We start from the raw sequence: 20,325 nt of genomic DNA on the forward strand, positions 1-20,325 counted from the left end.
ATAGGCTTGCCGGATTGTCAAAGCGGGCGAGGTGGTCCGAAGCCATGTTGAATGTCATAGCGGGCACTGAGCTATACAGCCAGGCCACGCAAGCTCCAACATTTCTGGCGTTTCGCTCGGGCGACCGCGGTCGCCCGGCTCGGCTGCTTGAGGGCGGCCTCGCGCCTCTGGAAAGCCACTTCGCCTCTCTGGCGAGTTCGGCTTCGAACGTTGTGAATCGTGCGCGCAAGCCGTCGTCGTTCTCCGTGCCGTCGATCCGCAGGCGCGTCGTCGCCGCAAAAGGGACGAGTGGGCCGGACACCGCAGATGCATTCGCAATGGGGAAGGCGGCGCGGCCGAAGCTAGTACAGTGTGCGTCGATCCCACAGATTGATCGATTGGTTCAAACCGGAGATTCTGAATCGCCGCTAAAAGGCAACGATGTGAGAATGCGCCGGCGGTTAGCAAAGGACCTTGTGAACCGACCTGGCAGGATGCTCGCTCTTGGAGGTTGGGTCCGGCCAAAAGGCGCTGCATGCCAAATCCTCAGCAAGCCGGACGTGCAGGCGATCGCTCTGCCGATATGGCAACGTGCTCTCACCGTGGAGCTGACGCACATGGATACCGTTTCGGCCGAGATCTGGCAATCCGTTGGGCTCACGATCGAGCTCGCCAGCCTGACGACGATGATCCTTTTGGTTGTTGGCGCGCCACTCGCGTGGTGGCTGGCACGTTCAAAGACGGTTTTGAGCAAGGCGGTGGCGACGATCATCGCGCTGCCGCTGGTGCTGCCTCCGACGGCGCTTGGTTTCTGCGTACTCGTCCTGCTCGGCCCGAACAGACCGGGTGGCTTTCTCGCCTCTTTCTGGGGCGAGCACACGCTCGCCTTTACCTTTGCAGGAATTGTAGTCGGATCGGTCCTCTCAGCGCTCCCTTTGGTGGTGCAGCCGATCCATAATGCCTTTATTGCGATAGGCGGGGGACCGCTCGTCAATCAGCGTGCTTCTCCATTGTATGCCTTCATTACTATCGGTCTGCCGTTGGTGCGACTGGAGTTTCTCAAGGCTGCCTTGGTTGGCTTTGCTCATTCGATCGGCACCTTCGGCGTAGTGATGATGATCGGCGGCAACATTCCTGGGCGCACCAAGGTGTTGTCAGCTTATGTCATTGACTATGTGCAAGCATCGCGCTGGAGCGAGGCAAGTTGGATTTCCGGCGGTATGGTGATGTTTGCCTTTGCCGTCATTTTTATTCTAACCTTCATCGACAAACGCTGTGCCAGAAGAGGCACATGAGGGCACCAGCCCTGATTAAATCCGCTTCGGCATGACGGCCAGACATGTCCGATCGTGAGCGAGCAGCAGCATTGCAAGCCGGATCCGGCCATCCGTTATGGCCGCGGCTGCCGCTGGAATCGGCTTTAATTCGCCGCACGTCGCGCCTCTGCGGGAGGCTGGGGCTTGACGTCGGAGTTCCAAGAGCCGCCTTGCCAAACTGGAGGAGCTCTGCGCTCGATCGCTGGCAAGTGCGTGCCGGCGCGGGTTGCATCGCCTGAGGCGGCAAGCTCATCCACTAAAGGCATACGGGCAATTCGATCCCTGCGAAAGCAACATCGATGCGCTTCGAAGCGATATTCGCAGTCGCGTCCGTCGCCAAACCGATAATGGCGATTGCCTATTACGCTGAGGCAAGTTGCCTACCTCTGCAGGCCGAGATTACCGGGCACTACCTGGACTTCGCAAAAACATGAAAGTAGAGGGGGTGCAGCCTGACGGTTGATCAAAAATTCGATCGCCGAGGGCGCCATAGATTAGCCTCACTTATGGCGCGCCCGGATAGCTCGGATCAAGCAGTGCGTCTTCATCCGAATTTCGTAGCTCCGCCAGAGCCATGAACAGGCTTTCATCGAAGCCATACTAAGCTGCCGCTGCCCCATCTTCTCGACCGATGTGCTCGGGATTGTCGTCGAAAAGTCAGCGAACAGCGATTGTGACAGTATCCCGCGAACAGCCCGTGGAGGCTGATCGAAACGCAAGATGCCACGTTCCATTTGTCGGGATCGCAACGCGAGCGCCCCGCGCGTCAATTTCTAGACGCCCCTCTGACAGGAAAGCCACAGAACTCGAGCTCCTCGAAAGTCCGACGAAGTTTGACTGCGGGGGAGCTTGCGTATTTGCGACAGTCCATGACGCTGTGCGGTTTGGACAAATGCTGCTAAACGGCAGGACCTCGATGGGCAACGCTTTCGAGATCTCAAGACGGCGCATCACATAATCTCCAACGACTTTGCGGGATTGGGACTCGGAGCGGCTGTGCGCGCATGAAAGGGCTCCTCGGCGCTTCCAGGCAATTCAGGTGAGTTGACCTGGACTGGCGCCGCTGGATGAGAGCTTTGAAGGTCCAGACTCCGATTATAGATCCTGTGAAAGTGCTCGCGCAGCAAGCGCCCACTGAATGAAAGATGCATCGGATCGATCCGCCCCGACGGATCATTAGCACGAATGGCGGACAACGCGTAGCTTGTGCCTCGCGAGCTCGGCTCGCTCATCCCTACCGATAATCGCGAAGCGGCGGTCGCGTATCTGCCGAGTGTGCTCCCATGCGGTGGCCTGTTTCTTGCTGTTGGGGTCAGTAATTGTTACGGCCGACAAGTCACTTGGAAGGGGCCATGGGCGGGGCATCGGAAACTTTCTACAGCGTGATCAGACGTCAGGGTATCACGCGTCGTAGTTTTCACAAATTATGCAGTTTGACAACCGGGAGCTTCGGACTCGGTTCGTTCGCCGCAAGCGGTATTGCTTCCGCCTTGGAGATCAAGCCGCGTGTGCCGGTCATCTGGATGCACGGGCTCGAGTGCACCTGCTGCTCGGAAAGCTTTATCCGATCGGCTCATCCGTTGATTAAAGACACGCTGCTATCGATGATTTCGCTGACTATGACGACACGATCATGGCGGCGGCAGGACACTAAGCCGAAGCCATCCTGGAGGAAACCCGTGCCAAGTACAAGGGCAAGTATGTGCTTGCCGTGGAAGGCAATCCGCCGCTGAACGAAGGGGGCATGTTCTGCACAGACGGCGGCAAGCCGTTCGTTGAAAAGCTCAGGTCGATGGCGGAAGAGTCCATGGCGATCGTCGCTTGGGGCACGTGTGCGTCCTCGGGCTGCGTGCAAGCGGCCGAGCCCAATCCGACTGGGGCGGTGCCGATCGATAAGGTGATCACCAACAGGCCGATCATCAAGGTGCCCGGGTGCCCGCACATCGCAGAGGCCATGACCGGCCTGGTGACCTTCATGACCGCGTTCGGAAAGCTGCCGCAGCTCGATCGCCTGGGACGCCCCAAGATGTTTTATTCCGAGCGCATTCACGACAAGTGCTATCGGCGTTCCCATTTCGACGCTGGCCAGTTTGTCGAGGAGTGGGACGATGAGGGGCACGCAAGGGCTATTGCTTATACAACATGGGCTGCAAGGGGCCGACCACTTACAATGCCTGTTCGGCCGTTCGGGAACGGCGGCGTGTCATTCCCGATTCAATCTGGCCACTCGGCATTGAGAAGAACGCCGATCAGATTGGCATGGCCGCTGCCGGCGTTGTTGGGCTGACCGTCGCTGCGCATGCGGCGGTCACGGCTGTGAAGCGGTTGACCCACAAGCCGGATCGCGCAACTGACAAAAGTAAGCCGAGTTGAGGGGAAGGTGACGGTGGCTGTTCAGACACCAAATGGGTTCAATCTCGATCCTTCCGGCAAGCGAATTGTCATCGATCCGCTGACCCGCATCGAAGGCCACCTGCGCGTCGAGGCCAATGTCGATTCTGATAATGTGATCCGCAATGCGGTCTCGAGCGGGACGATGTGGCGTGGCATCGAAGTCATCCTGCGCGGGCGCGATCCGCGGGACGCCTGGGCCTTCACCGAGCGGATTTGCGGTGTCTGCACCGGCACCCATGCGCTCACCTCCGTGCGCGCCGTTGAAAATGCGCTAGGGATCGCCATTCCGGAGAATGCCAACTCGATACGCAATATCATGCAACTGTGTCTGCTTGTGCATGATCACCTGGTGCATTTCTACCACTTGCACGCGCTCGATTGGGTTGACGTGATGTCCGCGCTCAAGGCCAATCCCAAGTCGACGTCGGCGCTGGCGCAGTCTATCTCGCCCTGGCCGCTGTCGTCCCCTGGCTACTTTAAGGATTTGCAGATCAGGCTCACTAAGTTCTTCGGATCCGGGCAACCCGGTCCGTTCAAGAATGGCTATTGGGGGGGCATCCGGCCTACAAGCTTCCACCGGAAGCGAATCTGATGGCCGTGGCGCATTATCTGGAGGCGCTCGATTTCCAGAAAGAAATCGTCAAGGTCCAAGCGGTCTATGGGGGCAAGAACCCGCATCCGAACTGGCTGGTCGGCGGCGTGCCCTGCGCGATCAATATCGACGGAACTGGCGCGGTGGGTGCGATCAATATGGAGCGGCTTAGCTTAGTGTCCTCGATCATCGATCATCGATCGTTCGATCGAGTTTGTCGAGCAGGTCTATCTGCCGGACATTGCAGCGATCGGCTCGTTCTACAAGGACTGGCTGCATGGCAGCGGGCTTTCGGGCAAAGGTGTGATGTCCTATGGCGACATCCCCGAAAATGCCAACGACTGTTCCGCGAAAGGTCTCAAGCTGCCGCGCGGCGTCATTCTTGATGGCGATCTCAGCGAGGTGTTGCCGATCGACCATGGTGATCCAAAGCGCTGCTGTCGAGCGCTGCCGCTGCTGCTGGCGGTCAGACGAGCGGCGCCGGGACGGAACTCTACAGACTCGCTAAACTCGACGATCTCGAACGCAAGCTGATTGCCGAGGTGCTCGGGGAGGGTGAGGTGGCCGGCGTCGTTGCACTGCCGGACGGCTCTCTGGCGCAAATCGGGGAGACCGTGCATGCGGGAATCTGGCGCCTGCGCATCGGGATGGAGCCGGCACATGAATATATTCAGGTCGGGGCGATCCCACAGATTGTGCAGCGCGCCGCGACTGATCTGACGTCCACCGATCTTGTGATAGGCCCGGCGCCGGACGGTGCGATGAACGTGCTGCCGGTGCTCGCCGAAATACGCGGACGGGCTCGTGCCTGGCTGTCTGGCATGCACGCGCATGTCATCAATCTCACGCTGCTGCCGATGAGCGCTGTCGAGCTGGCGTTTCAGCGGCGAAGCGTGGGCAATGGTCCGGTCCGACTGATCTTCTGCGGCTACGGCGCATGCCGAGTGCAGGCGACCCGGATCCGGAACGTCTGGTCGGTGCAATACTTCAATTTTATGGACAACATCATTCTGGATACGCTGGAGGTCGGCGGCGTGCCGATTGTTGTGCTGGCCGCCGACGAAGATCTCGAGCATTCCGCCGAACGCCTGCAGGAAATTATCGAGGCATACTTCACATGAAGTACTTGGAAATCAATCGGCATCCGGCGCGTTCGTCGCAGACGGCGCGCCGGCAACGCGGCATTGGCTGGATCGCGTGTCGATTGAGTACGATGCTTGACCGTGAAATAAGCCCTCGCGGGAGCATGCAAAACGATATGTTCACATCGGTGGCGATGCTTGTGGTAGCCAATCGGCATATCGCCAATCGCAAGCGACGGACTCTGAGCGAACCGCCCAGGGTCGAGGCGAGCGAATTTCGCACGCATGAGCGCTCGCCCGTCGGCATGATTGCGCGTCGGGTCATGAAGGCGGTTGTCATCTTGCGTAAGGCCACTTGCCAACCGCGTGCTGGCCACAAATGGTATCTACCCCTGCGGGCCGGATCCGGTTGCATCGAACTTATTGTCGGCGAGCTAGCGCCATTCGCCGTAATTGCCTGTTGCTCCCCTCTCAGCGATCTTTGCATGCAAAGCTATGCGATCCGCCCGCGCCAAAGCAGCGGTCCTTGCCGGCGTCTGGTCGGACAACCGCTCAGCGTCACATTGGAGCCACGCGTTAGATCTCAGTGCGTCTGGTCGCCGGCTTTTGTTGCGTGAGATGATGGAGGAGCGCCGCCCATGAGCCTCGCCTCCCGCAACAAGATTGATGTCACCGTATCGATTGCTGCCGACGTAATCGCCGCAGTCGAGATCGTGCCCCGAGCCCGGCCGCCGCTGGCGTGGCTGTTCGCCGGCAAACAGGCATCGTCGGTGCTTGAGGGGCTGCCGCGGCTCTTTGCGCTATGTGCCGCTGCGCAGCAGGCTGCCTTACTGGCCGCGATCGAGGCGGCGCGCAAGGAAGAGATCATCCTCGCGACAAAGCAGCATCGTATTACCTTGGTCGTTGCCGAGCGTATCGCGGAATTGCTGCGTGGCCTCTTTGTCGGTCATCTTACGCCGAACGTCGGCCGTGCGGCAGCGGTTCGATCCGTGATGCACGGAACATCAGTGTTTATCGGCAGCGAACAGCCAATCCGCGGCCCTGCTCGACGCGAAGCAATAGCGCGAATTGGGCCGCGATGGCCGCGCTCGGCATAACGAGAGAGGCTTGTGCGCTGAAGTCCGGCAGCCCGTTCGCGCTTCGCATTGCAGAGCTTGATGAGGTCGACTTGAAGTCAATCTCGATCGAGCACTCGTTCCTGTCCGTTGCCGACGACCGCAATATCGTTGAACGGTTACTCGCGGACGACGATACGTTCTGCTGTTGTCCGGATCTCGAGGGGCATGCGCCCGAAACGGGGCCGTTGGCGCGCCAAATGACGCGTGATCGGCTTCCGCCGGGGCGGCCGGGTGCGGTTGCGCGGCTGATGGCCAGAATTACGGAGATGGTTCGGCTGTGCGCTTGGCTCGAGGCTCGTGCTCATATCGAGTCGCGGAACATGGGATCATCGAAAGCTACAGGCTAGGTCCTGGCCGTGCAGCGGCAGCAGTCGAATGCGCCAGGGGGCGCCTCTATCACGCGGTTGAGCTTGATCCTCGGGGCCGGATATCCCGCGTCGAATTCCTAGCGCCGACGGAATGGAATTTCCATCGGTGCGGACCACTTGTCTGGCGCCTTCAGGGCGCGGTGCTGACGGCGAGACCACATCAGGAAGCGGTTCGTGCGGTGATTGCATCGCTCGATCCTTGCGCCGGGTTCACGCTCAATTTTCGCGAGGTTGGCGATGCATGAAATGGCGCTTTGTCTGGGCATCATCGAAATTGTCGAGGAGGAGGCGCGTCGCCGATCGATTTCGCAGGTGCGGAGCATCCGTCTGGAGATCGGGGCCCTGAGCCATGTCGCGCCCGAAGCTATTAAGTTCTGCTTCACAGCTGTCGCAACACGGACCGTCGCCGACGGCGCGGTTCTTAAAATCATCGAAGTGCCTGGCATGGCCTGGTGCATGGCCTGTTTCGAAGAGTGTCGAAATTGCTCTGCGCGCTGAGTGTTGTCCTTACTGCGGCAGTTATCAGTTGCAGATAACGACAGGCGAACAGATGCGCGCGAAAGAGCTGGAGGTCAATTGATGTGACCGTATGCGGTTGCAGTGAAGGAATGTATTCGACCGGACGCGTCGAAGTTCATGATGCGCAAGACCACTGGCGCGCTATCATGCTCGTGTGCAGGACGGTGATCGCCACGGCGCCCATGTGCATGGTGATCAAAGCTTGCTGCATTCCTACCATGCTCGCCAAGACCATGCTTGCCATCATCATCCCGGCCATCTGCAGGCTCGTGATGGGCAGGCCATTCAGAGCTGCGGGGCCGGTGCGGCTACTTTGAAGGCAGCGGACACGAACCGCGAGCGGGTCATTCGGGTCGGACGCGACATACTTGGCAAAGAACGATAGGATAGCGGCGGATAATCGCGCGCTCTTCGTGGCCGATGACCTGCTGGCGTTTAATCTTGTGTCCAGTCCCGGTGCAGGCAAAACGTCGCTGCTCGTCCGCGCCGTGTCCGAGCTCAAGCGCACTCGCCCGATCGGCGTCATCGAAGGCGACCAACAGACCTCGAATGATGCCGAACGCGTTCGCGCGGCTGGCGCGCCGGTTGTTCAAGTCAATACCGGCAGGGAACCACCTCGATGCTTCAATGATCGGCGAGGCCGACGGCCGCTTGCCGCGGCTCACGCGCGGTATTCTCTTCATCGAGAACGTCGGTAATCTGGTCTGTCCCGCAGCCTTCGACCTAGGCGAAGCCTGCAAGATCGTGATGCTATCGACCCCCGAAGGTGAAGACCAGCCGCTCAAATATCCGGATATGTTTGCCGCTTCGTCGCTCGTGCTGATTACAAGATTGATTTGACATCATTCCTTGAGTTCGATGTGAGCAAGATCATCGAGTATGCAAGGCGCGTCAATTCAAGGATCGAAGTGCTCACGGTCTTGGCGCGTACTGGCGAGGGTTTCGGCGCGCTCTATGCCTGGATCGGCAATCAGGCGCATCAGAGACTCGCCGAGAGGGACACAAGGCGATGAGCGCCGCCCCACCTGCGGCCAAACTCGGCTACGCGTGCGCGTGAGCGGAGCTGTGCAAAGGGTCGGATTTCGTCCTTACGTCTATGGCCTGGCCACGCGGTACGGATTGGCGGGGTTTGTCGTCAATGATCCAGAGGGCGTTACGATCGAGGTGGAGGGCAACCGTGCGTCGGAGTTTGTTGCCGCTTTGCCGCTTGAAGCACCACCACTGGCATGCATCGACCACATCTGCGTTCAGGAGACAGGAGCGCTCGCGGCGAAAGACTTTTCGATCGGCACCAGCGAAGGTGGCAAGTCGTCAACGCGGATCGTCGCCGATGCCGCGACCTGCCAGCAGTGCATCAGTGAGTAGTTCGATCCGAAAAGTCGCATTACCGTTATCCCTTCATCAGTTGCTCGCATTGCGGCCCGTCCCTCTCCGAACAGCTTCCCTACGATCGCCGAAACACGGTCATGAAGGCCTTTAGGCTGTGTGCCGCCTGCGTCAGCGAATATCTCGATCCGGCGAGTCGCAGGTTCCATGCGGAGGCGATCGCGTGTCCGACATGCGGCCCGCGGCTCAGCCATGGAAACAACGCTATTGTCGCGGCAATCGTCGACGGCCAAACCGTGGCGGGTGGGCGGATACCAGCTGCTTTGCGACGCGCGCAACCAGGGCGCGGTGCAGCGTTTGCGCGGCAGAAAGCGGCGTCTTGAGAAGCGATTCGCCGTCATGGTCGGTTCCATAGAGCGGGTCAATGAGATCGCGGAAGCGAATGAGCCCGAGTTCGCGCTACTCGAATCCGTAGCTCGTCCCGTCGTCCTTCTACGTTCGCGCCATAATTTAGCACCCGCGATAGCTCCCGGCTTATCGCGGGTAGGTGTCATGCTGCCCGCGGCCCCGCTGCATCACTTCATCTTTCAGGTACTTCGTTCGACCGGAGTATCGCTTGTGGGGACTGGCCCCGTCATCGTTGCCACCAGTGCCAATCTTTGTGGCGAACCGCTGCTGATCGACAACGCACAGGCGCTGCGGCGGCTTGAGGGAATCGCCGACCTTGTCGTGACCCATGATCGCGAGATCCTAACGCGTGCGGATGACTCCGTCGTGTCGGTTGTGGCGGGCCGCGCCCAACGCATTCGTCGCGCCCGTGGCTATGTTCCAGAACCGATCCGGCTGGCAAGATCTGTGCCGTCCGTACTCGCTGTTGGCGGTGCGTTGAAGTCGACCATCACCGTCACGCGGAACAACGAAGCGTTCGTCTCCCAGCATATTGGCGATCTCGATACGGCCGAAAGCATTCGTGTGTTTGAAGAGACGATTCGTCATCTCACATTGGTTCTTGACGACGATCCCGCCGTCATCGCCCACGATCTGCATCCCAATATGGCGTCCACGCGCTTTGCGGAGGGAAGCGGCCGCGCGCTGGTCGCTGTCCAGCATCACCACACGCATGCTGCCGCCGTCATCGCTGAGCACGGTCATGCGGGACCTACGCTATGTTGCAGTTGCTTGGCAGGGGAACCGAAATCGGCCATCGCTTTGCAGCGCAACGCCAGTCTGAGCGCGTGCGCGCATTGCTGGATCAGCAGGGCGGGACCATCACAACCCGCGCGGGCCGGTTGTTTGATGCGGCGGCGGCGCTGCTGGGCATTGCGAGTTTGCAGAGCTATGAGGGCGAGGCCGCAATGAAGCTCGAGGCGCTGGTGCGGCGGACTGAGATTCTCGATGCCGGCTGGACGATGGATGGCGAGCGTGCTGTCGCTTCGTCCGCTTTTTGAGCACTTGATTACAGACAACGTAGGCGCCACGGACGGAGCCGGGCTGTTTCATGGCACTCTCGCCGCCGCTTGCATTGACTGGGTCACGCGCTTTGCGTGAACAACCGGTGTCAATGCCGTCGTCCTAAGCGGCGGCTGCTTTTTGAACGCGGTGCTGGCTGACCAAATTACGCGCGGGTGAAGTCATTGCTGCGAGCCAAGGCGCTAGGCGCTGACATTCGGATGGTTTTACTCGACGATCGACGCTATTCGGCTCGCCGAACAGGCACCGAGCCGGGACGTGGTCTTCTTTGCCACTGGATTTGAGACTACGACGCCACCGACGGCGGTGATGATCCGGATTGCCGAGAAGAAGCGGCTGAAGAGCCTCAGCGTGTTCTGCAAACACGTGCTTACACCGTCCGCCATGCACAGCATTCTCGAGAATCCGAAGATCCGCAATATCGGCGGGGGCGCAATTGATGGCTTCGTCGGGCCTGCACATGTCAGCACCATCATCGGTACGCGACCTTACGAACCTCTGGCAGAACAATTCGGTAAGCCGATCGTGATCGCGGGATTTGAACCGCTCGACGTCATGCAGGCGATCCTGATGCTGGTGCGGCAAGTGAACGAAGGCCGCTGCGGCGTGGAAAATCAATACAGCCGTGCGGTTACGCGCGAAGGCAATCCGCGCGCCAAGGACGAGGTCTCGCAGATATTCGAACTGCGTGAGCAGTTCGAATGGCATGGACTTGGACTCGTACCCAAAAGCGGACTGAAGCTGAAGCGGGCATACGCGAGATTTGACGCCGAGGCGCGTTTTGCGATGCACGAACTGCGTGTCGCTGACAATCCAGCGTGCGAGTGCTGCGCAATTCTGCGCGGAGCCAAGCGGCCGGTCGACTGCAAGCTATTTGGAACTGCTTGCACGCCGGAAAATCCCATAGGAGCCTGCATGGTCTCATCGGAAGGCGCTTGCGCCGCGTATTGGACGTATGGCCGAGTTCGCGATGATCAGCTGGGACGGTTGTCATGAGCGTAAAGGCCCATCAACGCAGACTTGATGTCGAGAACGGACGCATTGATCTTTCTCACGGGTCCGGGGGCCGTGCCATGGCGCACCTAATCTCGGACATTTTTCACCGAGCCTTCGGTAACGAATGGCTCGCCCGCTGCAATGATCAATCGGCGTTTGATGTTGCAACAGGCAGAATAGTGATGACGACGGACGGCTATGTGGTTTCACCGCTGTTCTTTCCTGGCGGCAATATCGGGTCACTCGCTGTGAACGGCACGATCAATGATGTCGCTATGGCCGGCGCGCGTCCGCTCTATCTATCGGCTAGCTTTATTATCGAGGAGGGGTTCCGATTTTCGGATCTGCAAACGATTGCGGAGTCGATGGGCTTAGCGGCGCGCGACGCCGGCGTTTACATCATCACTGGGGACACCAAGGTCGTCGAGCGCGGCAAGGCGGACGGTCTGTTCATCTCCACGACCGGGCATCGGGGTCCTGGCCGATGCGCTCGATCTCTCGGCCGACAAGGCAAGGGTTGGCGACCGTGTCCTGATTTCCGGTAGCCTCGGCGATCATGGGGTGGCGATCATGTCAAGGCGCCAGAACGTCGCCTTTCAAATCGAGATCGCGCTCGGATTCAGCCGCGCTGCACGACCTCGTAGCCGCCATGGTTGCGGCCGGTGGCAGCGGTATCCGGGTGATGCGTGACCCCACGCGTGGCGGCCTTGCCGCCTCGCTCAACGAGATTTCGCATCAATTGGGCCTCGGCTTCCGTCTGCAGCAAGCCGCCATTCCTGTGAAGCCTGCGGTTGCGGCGACCTGCGAACTCCTTGGGCTTGATCCGATCCATGTCGCTAACGAGGGCAAGCTCGTTGCGATCGTCGCGCCTGATTCTGCCGATGCTGTGCTTGCAGCCATGAAGGCGCATCCGCTCGGGTGCGATGCAGCTGATATTGGAGAGGCGGTAGCTGACGATCACAAGTTTGTGCAGATGGCGACCAGTTTCGGTGGCGGACGAGTTGTCGATTGGCTGTCGGGCGAACAATTGCCTCGGATCTGTTGAACATGTCACGCCCAACTGCGGCGGGCATGAGGGGGCACGCATCAGCGGTTATTAGCCATTTAAAAAAATGAGCTAAAGTCTACGACCTGCCCTGCTGGCGGACTGTGATGCTCGCTCTTCCAGAAATTCGGCAAGGCTGGATTTTCATTTGTGGCATTCTCAAGCCGCGAACCCGGTCCCAAGCGTTTTATTCATGCGCCATTCGTCGCTCACCCAAAGTCGTTGCTCCCCACTTGACACTTCGAGGTTAAGGTGAGGCGAAAGGCGCTCTTACGAGGCTCTTTACAGCGCCTTGGCTCAAGTCGCGCCGCTTAGTTTGTAGACTAGTGTCGCACAAGAGCAGCTTAGAAATAAGAGATCCTCGATCTGCTCCCCTGAATCTCGGCGGCTTAGGAGAAGGCACTGACACCGAGGTCCGTGCATTCGCCGACCTCGTGCATAGCCAACGCGTGATTCGCAGGTAATGAGATGAGAATAGGTTTGGTCCAGAGCGGAAGGACCCTGTCATCGCGGCGAAGGTAGTTCTGTAGACGTTTTCAAGACGCCCACGGATCCGTTATATGATTTTTTCAGCGCGGGTGCCATTGCGGTCGAGAGCCTGTTCGCGTCGGCTGCGGAGGGCTCGATCGTTGAGCTCAGCGAGTACGGTTATCTTAGCCACTCAGCATCTTGCCGCATCCTGTTTGAAATCCTGCGCAGCTGGTCAAAGATCGCTGAATTCCTGCGCTATTGTGGCGCTCGCGTCGCAATATCGTTACGCACTTCCGATTAGAAAGCCCCTCCAGGCAGGGAGTTTTCAAATGAAGGTCGGAGTCCTCAAGGAAATCAAGGCGCACGAATATCGCGTGGGCCTTACCCCTGGAGCTGTCCGCGAATACGTGGCGGCGCGCCACCGCGTGATGATCGAGACCGATGCTGGCGCGGGCATTGGCGCGGCGGATGAAGATTATCGCAACGCCGGCACAACGATTCTGGCGTCCGCAGTCGAGGTATTCGAGTCGAGCGAGATGATTGTAAAGGTTAAGGAGCCTTAGCCGTCCGAATGGAGCCAGCTGCGGGAGAGCCAGATCATCTTCACTTATCTGCATCTGGCCCCGGACCCGGAGCAGGCCAAGGGGCTCCTAAAATCTGGGTGGACCGAGATCGCCTATGAGACCGTAACTGATGAGCAAGGTGGCCTTCCGTTGCTGGCGCCCATGAGCGAGGTCGCGGATAGGCTTGCGATTGAAGGGGCGGGTAGCGCCCTGAGGCGTAGTGCTGGCGGACGAGGGCTGTTGATCGGTGGAGTGCCCGGTGTTCAGCCGGCCCGGATCGTGGTGATTGGAGGTCGCCTCGTTGGTACGCACGCGGCGCGCATGGCGATCGGTTTGGGTGCAGAGGTCACCATCATCGACCGCTCGATACCCCGGCTCGAACTGGACGAGCTTGCGCGTTCGGGCCAGAATCTCGACCATCGACGCCGTGGAGGAAGAGGTATTTGCGGCCGATGTTGTGATTGGTGCGGTACTTGTTCCAGGTGCGAGCGCGCCGAAGCTCGTTCGGCGGGGTATGCTGAGTTCAATGCGTAAGAGGGCGGTGATCGTGGACGTCGCTATCGATCAGGGCGGCTGCTTTGAGACATCGCACCCAACCACTCACGCTGATCCAACCTGCGAAGTGGATGGCGTCATTCATTATTGCGTGGCCAATATGCCCGGCGCCGTGCCGCTGACCTCAAGCCCGGCACTGACTAACGCCACGCTGCCGTTTGGTTTGGCACTGGCCAACAAGGCGTTTGCCGCCGCGCTCGAAAATCCGCACCTGCGCGCGGGCCTCAATGTCCATCGGGGCCGGCTAACTTACAAGGCCGTGGCCGAGAGCCTAGGGTTGCCTTTCTCATCGATCGAACAGGCTGCGGCCTGATCCCGGAGGCCCTTACGGGCGTTTCCTCCCTGACTTGGGCCACTCTTCGGGGTGGCTTTTTTTTCGGCTCGATCAATTTGCTAACCAGCGCGGGCGGATGTTTGAAACGCGAAGCGAAGCCGGGGAACACCAGATGATCGCGCTTGGCTTTCAGTTGCCCCATGAAGCGAGGCAATGTGCCTTTGCTCGTACAGGCATATGGATGAAGGTTACCGGTCATCTTCGGGCTTGAAAGCGGGTGCCGCGGCACCTAAACGCCGCGATCATCGGAGTGACTTTGTCTGGCGCGATCGCCGCGACAGTTTCTGGCTCTGCGGTGGAGATGTGCGTCGTTCCGGTGTGACCCCCGCCGGTTGTTCATCGTGGCGCTTTAGTCGAATCCGCCGCCATTCCGGTGAGCAGAACCAATAACATGGGGCCCGGCCGACCTGGCGGCGGAGCACTCGGGAACAGGCGACCCGATCGCAGCCGCGTGACCGCGGCCATGGGAAGGATCGCGCCATAGGGCTGGCGGACGCAGTTCACGTGGTTGGCTGACCGCCGTCATTGATCGTGCGCCACGGCACCGAGATCAAGCCACTATGATTCCGAATGTAGAGTTTGCGACACGCCGTCGAGGCGGCGACATGCGCTCTGAAAGATAGCCGAGACAAATCAGCCCAGACTGATTGGCACGAGACTTGAAGGCAAGACGCGGTCCCGCACCTTCTGCTTATGGAACCGCAGTGATGGCCTACAAGATAATCGCGTCCCAGTGCACCGTCTGCGGTGCGTGTGAGTTCGAATGTCCCAACGCTGCGATTAGCCTGAAGAACGACATATATGTGATCGATCCGACCAAGTGCACCCAATGCGAAGGAAATTCTGACGCGCCGCAGTGCGCCGTCGTTTGCCCGGTGCCCGAGACCTGTGTGCCGGCATAGGGAATTAGCTGATGAGTGGGGCCCCGGCGCGAAACAGAATGAAGACACCACTGAGAGCGGCAGCCTACCGGCTTCGTCGACCGATTCTCTTACGCGCTGGCCCCGAGTTGGTCCTAACTTGTGGGATCAGTTCGGAGAGGGGGCGCCGGAACTGGTTGGAGTTGTCTTTGCGCGAGCGGAGCAGGCAATGGTAGCTGTAGAAGAGACGGTCGAGTGCGTCCGGCGTATCGACGTCGACCAGTATCGATATGGGTTTGAGACGCAGATCGAGTCCGACAAGGCCCCGAAGGGGCTGTCGGAAGACACCGTCCGCTTCATCTCTGCAAAGAAGAATGAGCCGGCCTGGATGCTGGAATGGCGCCTGGAGGCGTATCGCCGCTGGCTGACCATGACCGAGCCGACCTGGGCGCGCGTCAACTATCCGAAGATCGACTATCAGGACATCTACTACTACGCGGCGCCGAAGCCGAAGAAGACGCTGTCCTCGATCGACGAGATCGATCCGGAAATCCTCAAGACCTACGAGAAGCTCGGCATTCCCTTGCGGGAAGTCGCGATCCTCGAAGGCGTCGAGCCGCCGCCCGGCGGCCCGCCGTCGCCCAGCCGCAAGATCGCGGTCGATGCCGTGTTCGATTCGGTGTCGGTGGCGACCACCTTCCAGAAGGAGCTGAAGGCGGCCGGCGTGATCTTCATGCCGATCTCGGAGGCGATCCGCGAGCATCCCGAGCTGGTGCAGAAATATCTCGGCACCGTGGTGCCGACCACGGACAATTATTTCGCGACGCTGAACTCGGCGGTGTTCTCCGACGGCTCGTTCGTCTACGTGCCGCCGGGCGTGCGCTGCCCGATGGAGCTGTCGACCTATTTCCGCATCAACGAGCGCAACACCGGCCAGTTCGAGCGCACGCTGATCATCGCCGACAAGGGCTCCTACGTCTCCTATCTCGAAGGCTGCACCGCGCCGCAGCGCGATGAGAACCAGTTGCACGCCGCGGTGGTCGAGCTCATCACGCTCGACGATGCCGAGATCAAGTATTCGACGGTGCAGAACTGGTACCCCGGCAATTCCGAGGGCAAGGGCGGCATCTACAATTTCGTCACCAAGCGTGGCGACTGCCGTGGCCGGAATTCCAAGATCTCCTGGACCCAGGTCGAGACCGGTTCGGCGATCACCTGGAAATATCCGAGCTGCATCCTGCGCGGCGACAATTCGAGCGGCGAGTTCTACTCGATCGCGATCTCGAACGGTTTCCAGCAGGTCGATAGCGGCACCAAGATGATCCACCTCGGCAAGAACACGTCGAGCCGGATCATCTCCAAGGGCATCGCCGCCGGCAAGTCGCAGAACACCTATCGCGGCCTCGTCAGTGCGCATCGTAAAGCCACCGGCGCGCGCAACTACACCGCCTGCGATTCGCTCCTGATCGGCGACAAATGCGGCGCGCACACCGTGCCCTATGTCGAGGCCAAGAACTCCTCGGCAACGTTCGAGCACGAAGCGACCACGTCGAAGATCTCCGAGGACGTGCTGTTCTACTGCGTCCAGAGAGGCTTGAGCGAGCAACAGGCCATTGGGCTTGTCGTCAATGGCTTCGCCAAGGACGTTCTGCAAAAACTGCCGATGGAGTTCGCGGTGGAAGCGCAGAAGCTGATCTCGATCTCGCTCGAAGGGGCCGTCGGATAGCCAACCGTCCCGCGGGACCTCCCGAGTGCGGCTCACCCGGGATGATGCATTTCAGGAGATAGATCAGAATGGCGCTACTCGAAGTTCGAGATTTGCATGCCGGCATGGACGAGCGCGAAATTCTTCGCGGGTTCGATCTTACGGTCAACGCGGGTGAGGTACACGCGATCATGGGGCCGAACGGCTCCGGAAAGACCACGCTCAGCCACGTTATTTCCGGCAAGCCCGGGTATCAAGTGAGTGCAGGCCAAATCCTGTTCAAGGATGAAGATCTTCTCGCGATGGAACCGGAGGAGCGCGCTGGCAAGGGAATATTTCTTGCGTTTCAGTATCCGGTCGAAATTCCCGGCGTGACCACCATGAACTTCCTGCGTACGGCGTTGAACGCTCAGCGTAAAGCGCGCGGGCAAGAGGAATTCTCCACGCCCGATTTTCTGAAAAGGGCCGGCGAGATAGCCAAGTCGCTCAACATCCCACAAGGCATGCTGAAGCGCGGCTTCAATGTCGGATTTTCCGGCGGCGAGAAAAAGCGCAACGAGATTTTGCAGATGGCGCTATTCGAGTCGAGCCTGTGCATCTTGGATGAGATAGATTCCGGCCTCGATATCGACGCGCTGCGCATCGTCTCCAACAGTATCAACGCTCTGCGTTCGCCGGAACGGGCGATGATCGTGATCACCCACTATCGGCGGCTTCTCGACTATATAACGCCGGATTTTGTGCATGTGATGTCCAAAGGGCGGGTAAGGAAGCGCGGCGGCAGAGAACTCGCGCTGGAGCTCGAGGCTTGTGGCTACGCTCAATTCGAAGGTGCGGCCTGACCTCTCAAGAGATTTCCTGATGAAGCAAGTTTTGGCAAGAGAAGCCGACGCCGGACGTGCAAAGAGCAATCTCTTCACCGCGGCGCACGGACGGCTGCCTGGCTGTGGGCCTGTCGCCCATATCCGTGCGAGGGCATTCGAGGCCTACGAGCGTGCCGGCCTCCCGCATCGGCGCATCGAGGCTTGGAAATATACAGATCTATGCGCCTTGATCGGCGAGGTACTGCCACTCGCTCCGCGACCAGATGCAGCTGCGCTGGTGCGCGCAAAGTCGTCGGTCATGCAAGCGGCTGCCGATCAAGCAGTCAAACTGGTTTTGGTGGATGGAATATTCGCACCCGAGCTATCCGACGTCGGTAGCCTCGAAAATGGGGTCGATGTGCGGTCGTTGCGAGAGATTCTGGAGAATCCGGCCAACAGTGCAATGGCCGGCCTGGTGCTTTCGACCACAACTGATGCGATGATCTCGCTCAATGCCGCGATGGCGACCGACGGCCTGGTGATTACGATCGCCGAGGGCAGCGCGATTAAGCGTTCCATTCAGATCGTTCACGTTGCAACCTCATTGTCGGTGTCCGATTTTACCCGTTCCTACCTGCAGCTAGGTAAGGGAGCGCACGCGGCTGTGGTGGAAACATTCGTCGCGGCTGATGGCGCGAGCCGATATCAAACCAACGATGCGATAATTGTCCTGGTTGGTGACGAGGCGAGCCTTTCGTATATCCGGGTGGCAGCTGATGCCGCTGACGCCGTGAACCTTTCGTCGGGAATCATCGTAGTCGGTACCAGAGCGAGCCTCAATCTCTTCAGCATGACCTGCAGCGGCTCCATCGGTCGCTATCAGGGATTCGTCACACTGGCCGGCGAGGGATCCAGGCTCTCGGCGAACGGGGTCAATCTCATCAGGGAAAAACAGCACGCCGACACAACAATCGTAGTCGACCACGCCGTGCCGCATTGCATCAGTCGGAATAAGTTCCACGCGGTCGTTGACGATTGCGGCCGCTCGGTGTTCCAGGGCCAAGTCGTCGTACGTCCCGCATCGCAGAAGACGGATGCCGCGCTGATGACGCGCGCGCTGCTCCTGTCCGACCAGGCCGAGGCGGACAATAAGCCCGAACTCGAAATCCTTGCCGACGACGTGACTTGCGGCCACGGATCGACTTCAGGTGCGCTGGACACCAGTCTCATATTCTATCTGCGCGCTCGAGGTTTATCAGAGAAGGATGCGCAGGCGTTGTTGATTAGAGCATTCATTGGCGAGCCGATCGAGGAGATCCCCGCCGGCAATCTGCGCGAATTTGTGACCGCGCGAGCTGAACACTGGCTGCGGGCGCGATGAGTGTGCACCCCGCGATAGGCAACGGTAGTTACCAGGTCAGCCGTCTGCGCGCGGACTTTCCTGCGCTGTCCATGACGGTGTACGACAAGCCGCTTGTGTACCTTGATAACGCCGCATCCGCGCAAAAGCCGAATGCGGTTCTTGACCGCATGATGCATGTATACTCCAGCGAATACGCCAACGTACATCGCGGCCTGCACTATCTGGCGAATGCGGCGACGGAGGCGTATGAGGGCGCCCGTACCAAGGTGGCGCGGTTTGTGAACGCACATCTGAACGAAGAGATCGTCTTCACCCGCAGCGCCACGGAGGCCATCAATCTGGTCGCCCAGACCTTCGGCCGTGAACGGGTCAGCGCCGGCGACGAGATCGTTCTGTCGATTATGGAACACCACTCCAACATTGTGCCGTGGCATTTTTTAAGAGAACGGCTCGGCGCAGTCATCAAGTGGGCGCCGGTTGATGATGACGGCAATTTCCTGCTCGATGCATTTGAGCGGCTCTTGACCCCGCGCACCAAGATGGTTGCGATCACTCAGATGTCGAACGTGCTGGGTACCATTTTGCCAGTGAAAGACGTAGTGAGGATCGCACATGCACGGGGTATTCCCGTACTGGTCGACGGCTCGCAAGGATGTGTCCATTTGACCGTCGACGTCTGCGACATCGATTGCGATTTCTACGTAATGACAGGCCATAAACTCTATGGTCCGACAGGGATCGGCGTGCTTTACGGCAAGTCAGAGCATCTTTCGTCAATGCCGCCCTTCAATGGTGGCGGCGAGATGATCCGTCAGGTCTCGCGTGCCGGCGTCATCTATGGTGAACCGCCGCACCGGTTCGAGGCGGGGACGCCGCCGATTGTCGAGGCGATCGGTTTGGGGGCGGCTTTAGATTACATCAATTCGATAGGCAAAGAACAGATCCGCAAGCACGAGAACGCGCTGCTCGCCTACGCAAATGAGAAGCTAGGGGACATCAACGCCGTACGAATCATCGGGACGCCGGCCGAAAAGGGGCCGATCATCTCCTTTGATATGAAAGGCGCGCATGTACATGACATTGCCACGGTCGTCGACCGCGCCGGAGTTGCAGTGCGGGCGGGTGGCCATTGCGCGATGCCGCTGCTCGAGCGCTTGGGTGTGCTGGCGACGTGCCGTGCGTCTTTCGCACTTTACAACACAAGTGAAGAGATTGATACGCTCGTGCGGGCACTTATCAAGGCGCGACAGCTGTTCTCGTGAGCCCGTGAACTTGCGGCGTCTGGGCGGTGGAGCATCGAACTCCAGACGATGACGACGTCATAACCGTTGGCATCATCGTCGTCGCTGAAGGCAAGTATCTGTAGATCTCAACAGGCATGGATGGCGTAGGCAAACCCGGGCTCGATCAGCCGGCCTTTGCCGCTCGGTTCGCTTGTTACGGGCGCTCTCTCGAGCGCGGAGCAT

At 59.5% G+C, this 20,325-nt stretch carries 13 protein-coding genes and 8 pseudogenes; all 21 read left to right on the plus strand.

Going from position 1 to position 20,325, the window contains the following annotated elements; translation table 11 throughout:
* Positions 1-596: 596 nt before the first annotated feature.
* The 21 genes and pseudogenes from WDM24_RS05825 to WDM24_RS05920 all read left to right on the plus strand — a co-directional run bounded on the left by WDM24_RS05825 (position 597) and on the right by WDM24_RS05920 (position 20,121).
* Positions 597-1,274, plus strand: a complete 678-nt coding sequence (locus WDM24_RS05825; RefSeq protein ID WP_338701888.1) for a molybdenum ABC transporter permease — start codon at positions 597-599, stop codon at positions 1,272-1,274.
* Positions 1,275-2,647: 1,373 nt separating this feature from the next.
* On the plus strand, positions 2,648-3,028 hold the full coding sequence (locus WDM24_RS05830; protein WP_275948937.1) for a twin-arginine translocation signal domain-containing protein: 381 nt from the start codon (positions 2,648-2,650) through the stop codon (positions 3,026-3,028).
* Positions 3,007-3,471 (plus strand): annotated as a pseudogene (locus WDM24_RS05835) (hydrogenase small subunit); the annotation flags it as partial. The gene WDM24_RS05830 and the pseudogene WDM24_RS05835, both read left to right, overlap by 22 nt.
* Complete coding sequence (locus tag WDM24_RS05840) at positions 3,438-3,668, plus strand: hypothetical protein (protein WP_275948938.1); 231 nt, start codon at positions 3,438-3,440, stop codon at positions 3,666-3,668. The pseudogene WDM24_RS05835 and the gene WDM24_RS05840, both read left to right, overlap by 34 nt.
* Before the next feature lie 13 nt (positions 3,669-3,681).
* A pseudogene (locus WDM24_RS05845) lies at positions 3,682-4,716 on the plus strand (nickel-dependent hydrogenase large subunit); the annotation flags it as partial.
* Positions 4,717-4,841: 125 nt separating this feature from the next.
* Positions 4,842-5,402: a hydrogenase expression/formation protein gene (locus WDM24_RS05850; RefSeq protein WP_224924202.1), complete on the plus strand. Its 561-nt coding sequence runs from the start codon at positions 4,842-4,844 to the stop codon at positions 5,400-5,402.
* Positions 5,403-6,001: 599 nt separating this feature from the next.
* Positions 6,002-6,460 carry a hypothetical protein gene (locus WDM24_RS05855; protein ID WP_338695919.1) on the plus strand — a complete coding sequence of 153 codons (459 nt, stop codon included), beginning with the start codon at positions 6,002-6,004 and terminating at the stop codon, positions 6,458-6,460.
* Positions 6,442-6,828 (plus strand): hypothetical protein, encoded by a 387-nt coding sequence (locus tag WDM24_RS05860; RefSeq protein ID WP_338695921.1) that lies wholly within the window; start codon positions 6,442-6,444, stop codon positions 6,826-6,828. Before WDM24_RS05855 ends, WDM24_RS05860 begins: the two co-directional genes overlap by 19 nt.
* A 258-nt stretch (positions 6,829-7,086) precedes the next feature.
* A pseudogene (gene hypA, locus WDM24_RS05865) lies at positions 7,087-7,429 on the plus strand (hydrogenase maturation nickel metallochaperone HypA).
* Positions 7,430-7,457: 28 nt separating this feature from the next.
* Complete coding sequence (locus WDM24_RS05870) at positions 7,458-7,685, plus strand: hypothetical protein (protein ID WP_338832590.1); 228 nt, start codon at positions 7,458-7,460, stop codon at positions 7,683-7,685.
* 171 nt (positions 7,686-7,856) lie between these two features.
* A pseudogene (locus WDM24_RS44360) lies at positions 7,857-7,916 on the plus strand (hypothetical protein); the annotation flags it as partial.
* Position 7,917: 1 nt separating this feature from the next.
* Positions 7,918-8,208: a hypothetical protein gene (locus WDM24_RS44365; RefSeq protein ID WP_414645816.1), complete on the plus strand. Its 291-nt coding sequence runs from the start codon at positions 7,918-7,920 to the stop codon at positions 8,206-8,208.
* A gap of 114 nt (positions 8,209-8,322) precedes the next feature.
* Positions 8,323-10,320: pseudogene (gene hypF, locus WDM24_RS05880) on the plus strand (carbamoyltransferase HypF); the annotation flags it as partial.
* Positions 10,321-10,322: 2 nt separating this feature from the next.
* Positions 10,323-11,160: pseudogene (gene hypD / locus WDM24_RS05885) on the plus strand (hydrogenase formation protein HypD); the annotation flags it as partial.
* Positions 11,157-12,205, plus strand: a pseudogene (hypE, locus tag WDM24_RS05890) (hydrogenase expression/formation protein HypE). The pseudogenes hypD and hypE, both read left to right, overlap by 4 nt.
* 800 nt (positions 12,206-13,005) lie before the next feature.
* Positions 13,006-14,107: pseudogene (ald, locus tag WDM24_RS05895) on the plus strand (alanine dehydrogenase).
* A gap of 728 nt (positions 14,108-14,835) precedes the next feature.
* Positions 14,836-15,030 carry a 4Fe-4S binding protein gene (locus tag WDM24_RS05900; protein WP_165128097.1) on the plus strand — a complete coding sequence of 65 codons (195 nt, stop codon included), beginning with the start codon at positions 14,836-14,838 and terminating at the stop codon, positions 15,028-15,030.
* 187 nt (positions 15,031-15,217) lie between these two features.
* Positions 15,218-16,714 (plus strand): Fe-S cluster assembly protein SufB, encoded by a 1,497-nt coding sequence (gene sufB / locus WDM24_RS05905; protein WP_338830710.1) that lies wholly within the window; start codon positions 15,218-15,220, stop codon positions 16,712-16,714.
* Between the two features lie 68 nt (positions 16,715-16,782).
* Positions 16,783-17,535, plus strand: coding sequence for a Fe-S cluster assembly ATPase SufC (gene sufC, locus WDM24_RS05910; protein WP_176529030.1), 753 nt, complete (start codon positions 16,783-16,785; stop codon positions 17,533-17,535).
* A 19-nt stretch (positions 17,536-17,554) separates the two neighbouring features.
* Positions 17,555-18,877 (plus strand): Fe-S cluster assembly protein SufD, encoded by a 1,323-nt coding sequence (gene sufD, locus WDM24_RS05915; protein ID WP_338695929.1) that lies wholly within the window; start codon positions 17,555-17,557, stop codon positions 18,875-18,877.
* On the plus strand, positions 18,874-20,121 hold the full coding sequence (locus tag WDM24_RS05920) for a cysteine desulfurase (protein WP_176529032.1): 1,248 nt from the start codon (positions 18,874-18,876) through the stop codon (positions 20,119-20,121). The genes sufD and WDM24_RS05920 overlap by 4 nt, the downstream gene beginning before the upstream one ends.
* The last annotated feature ends 204 nt before the right edge of the window (positions 20,122-20,325 follow it).

Origin of the sequence: Bradyrhizobium sp. 27S5 (genome assembly GCF_037217225.1) — a bacterium.
In the GTDB taxonomy this organism is placed as follows: Bacteria; Pseudomonadota; Alphaproteobacteria; order Rhizobiales; family Xanthobacteraceae; genus Bradyrhizobium; species Bradyrhizobium septentrionale.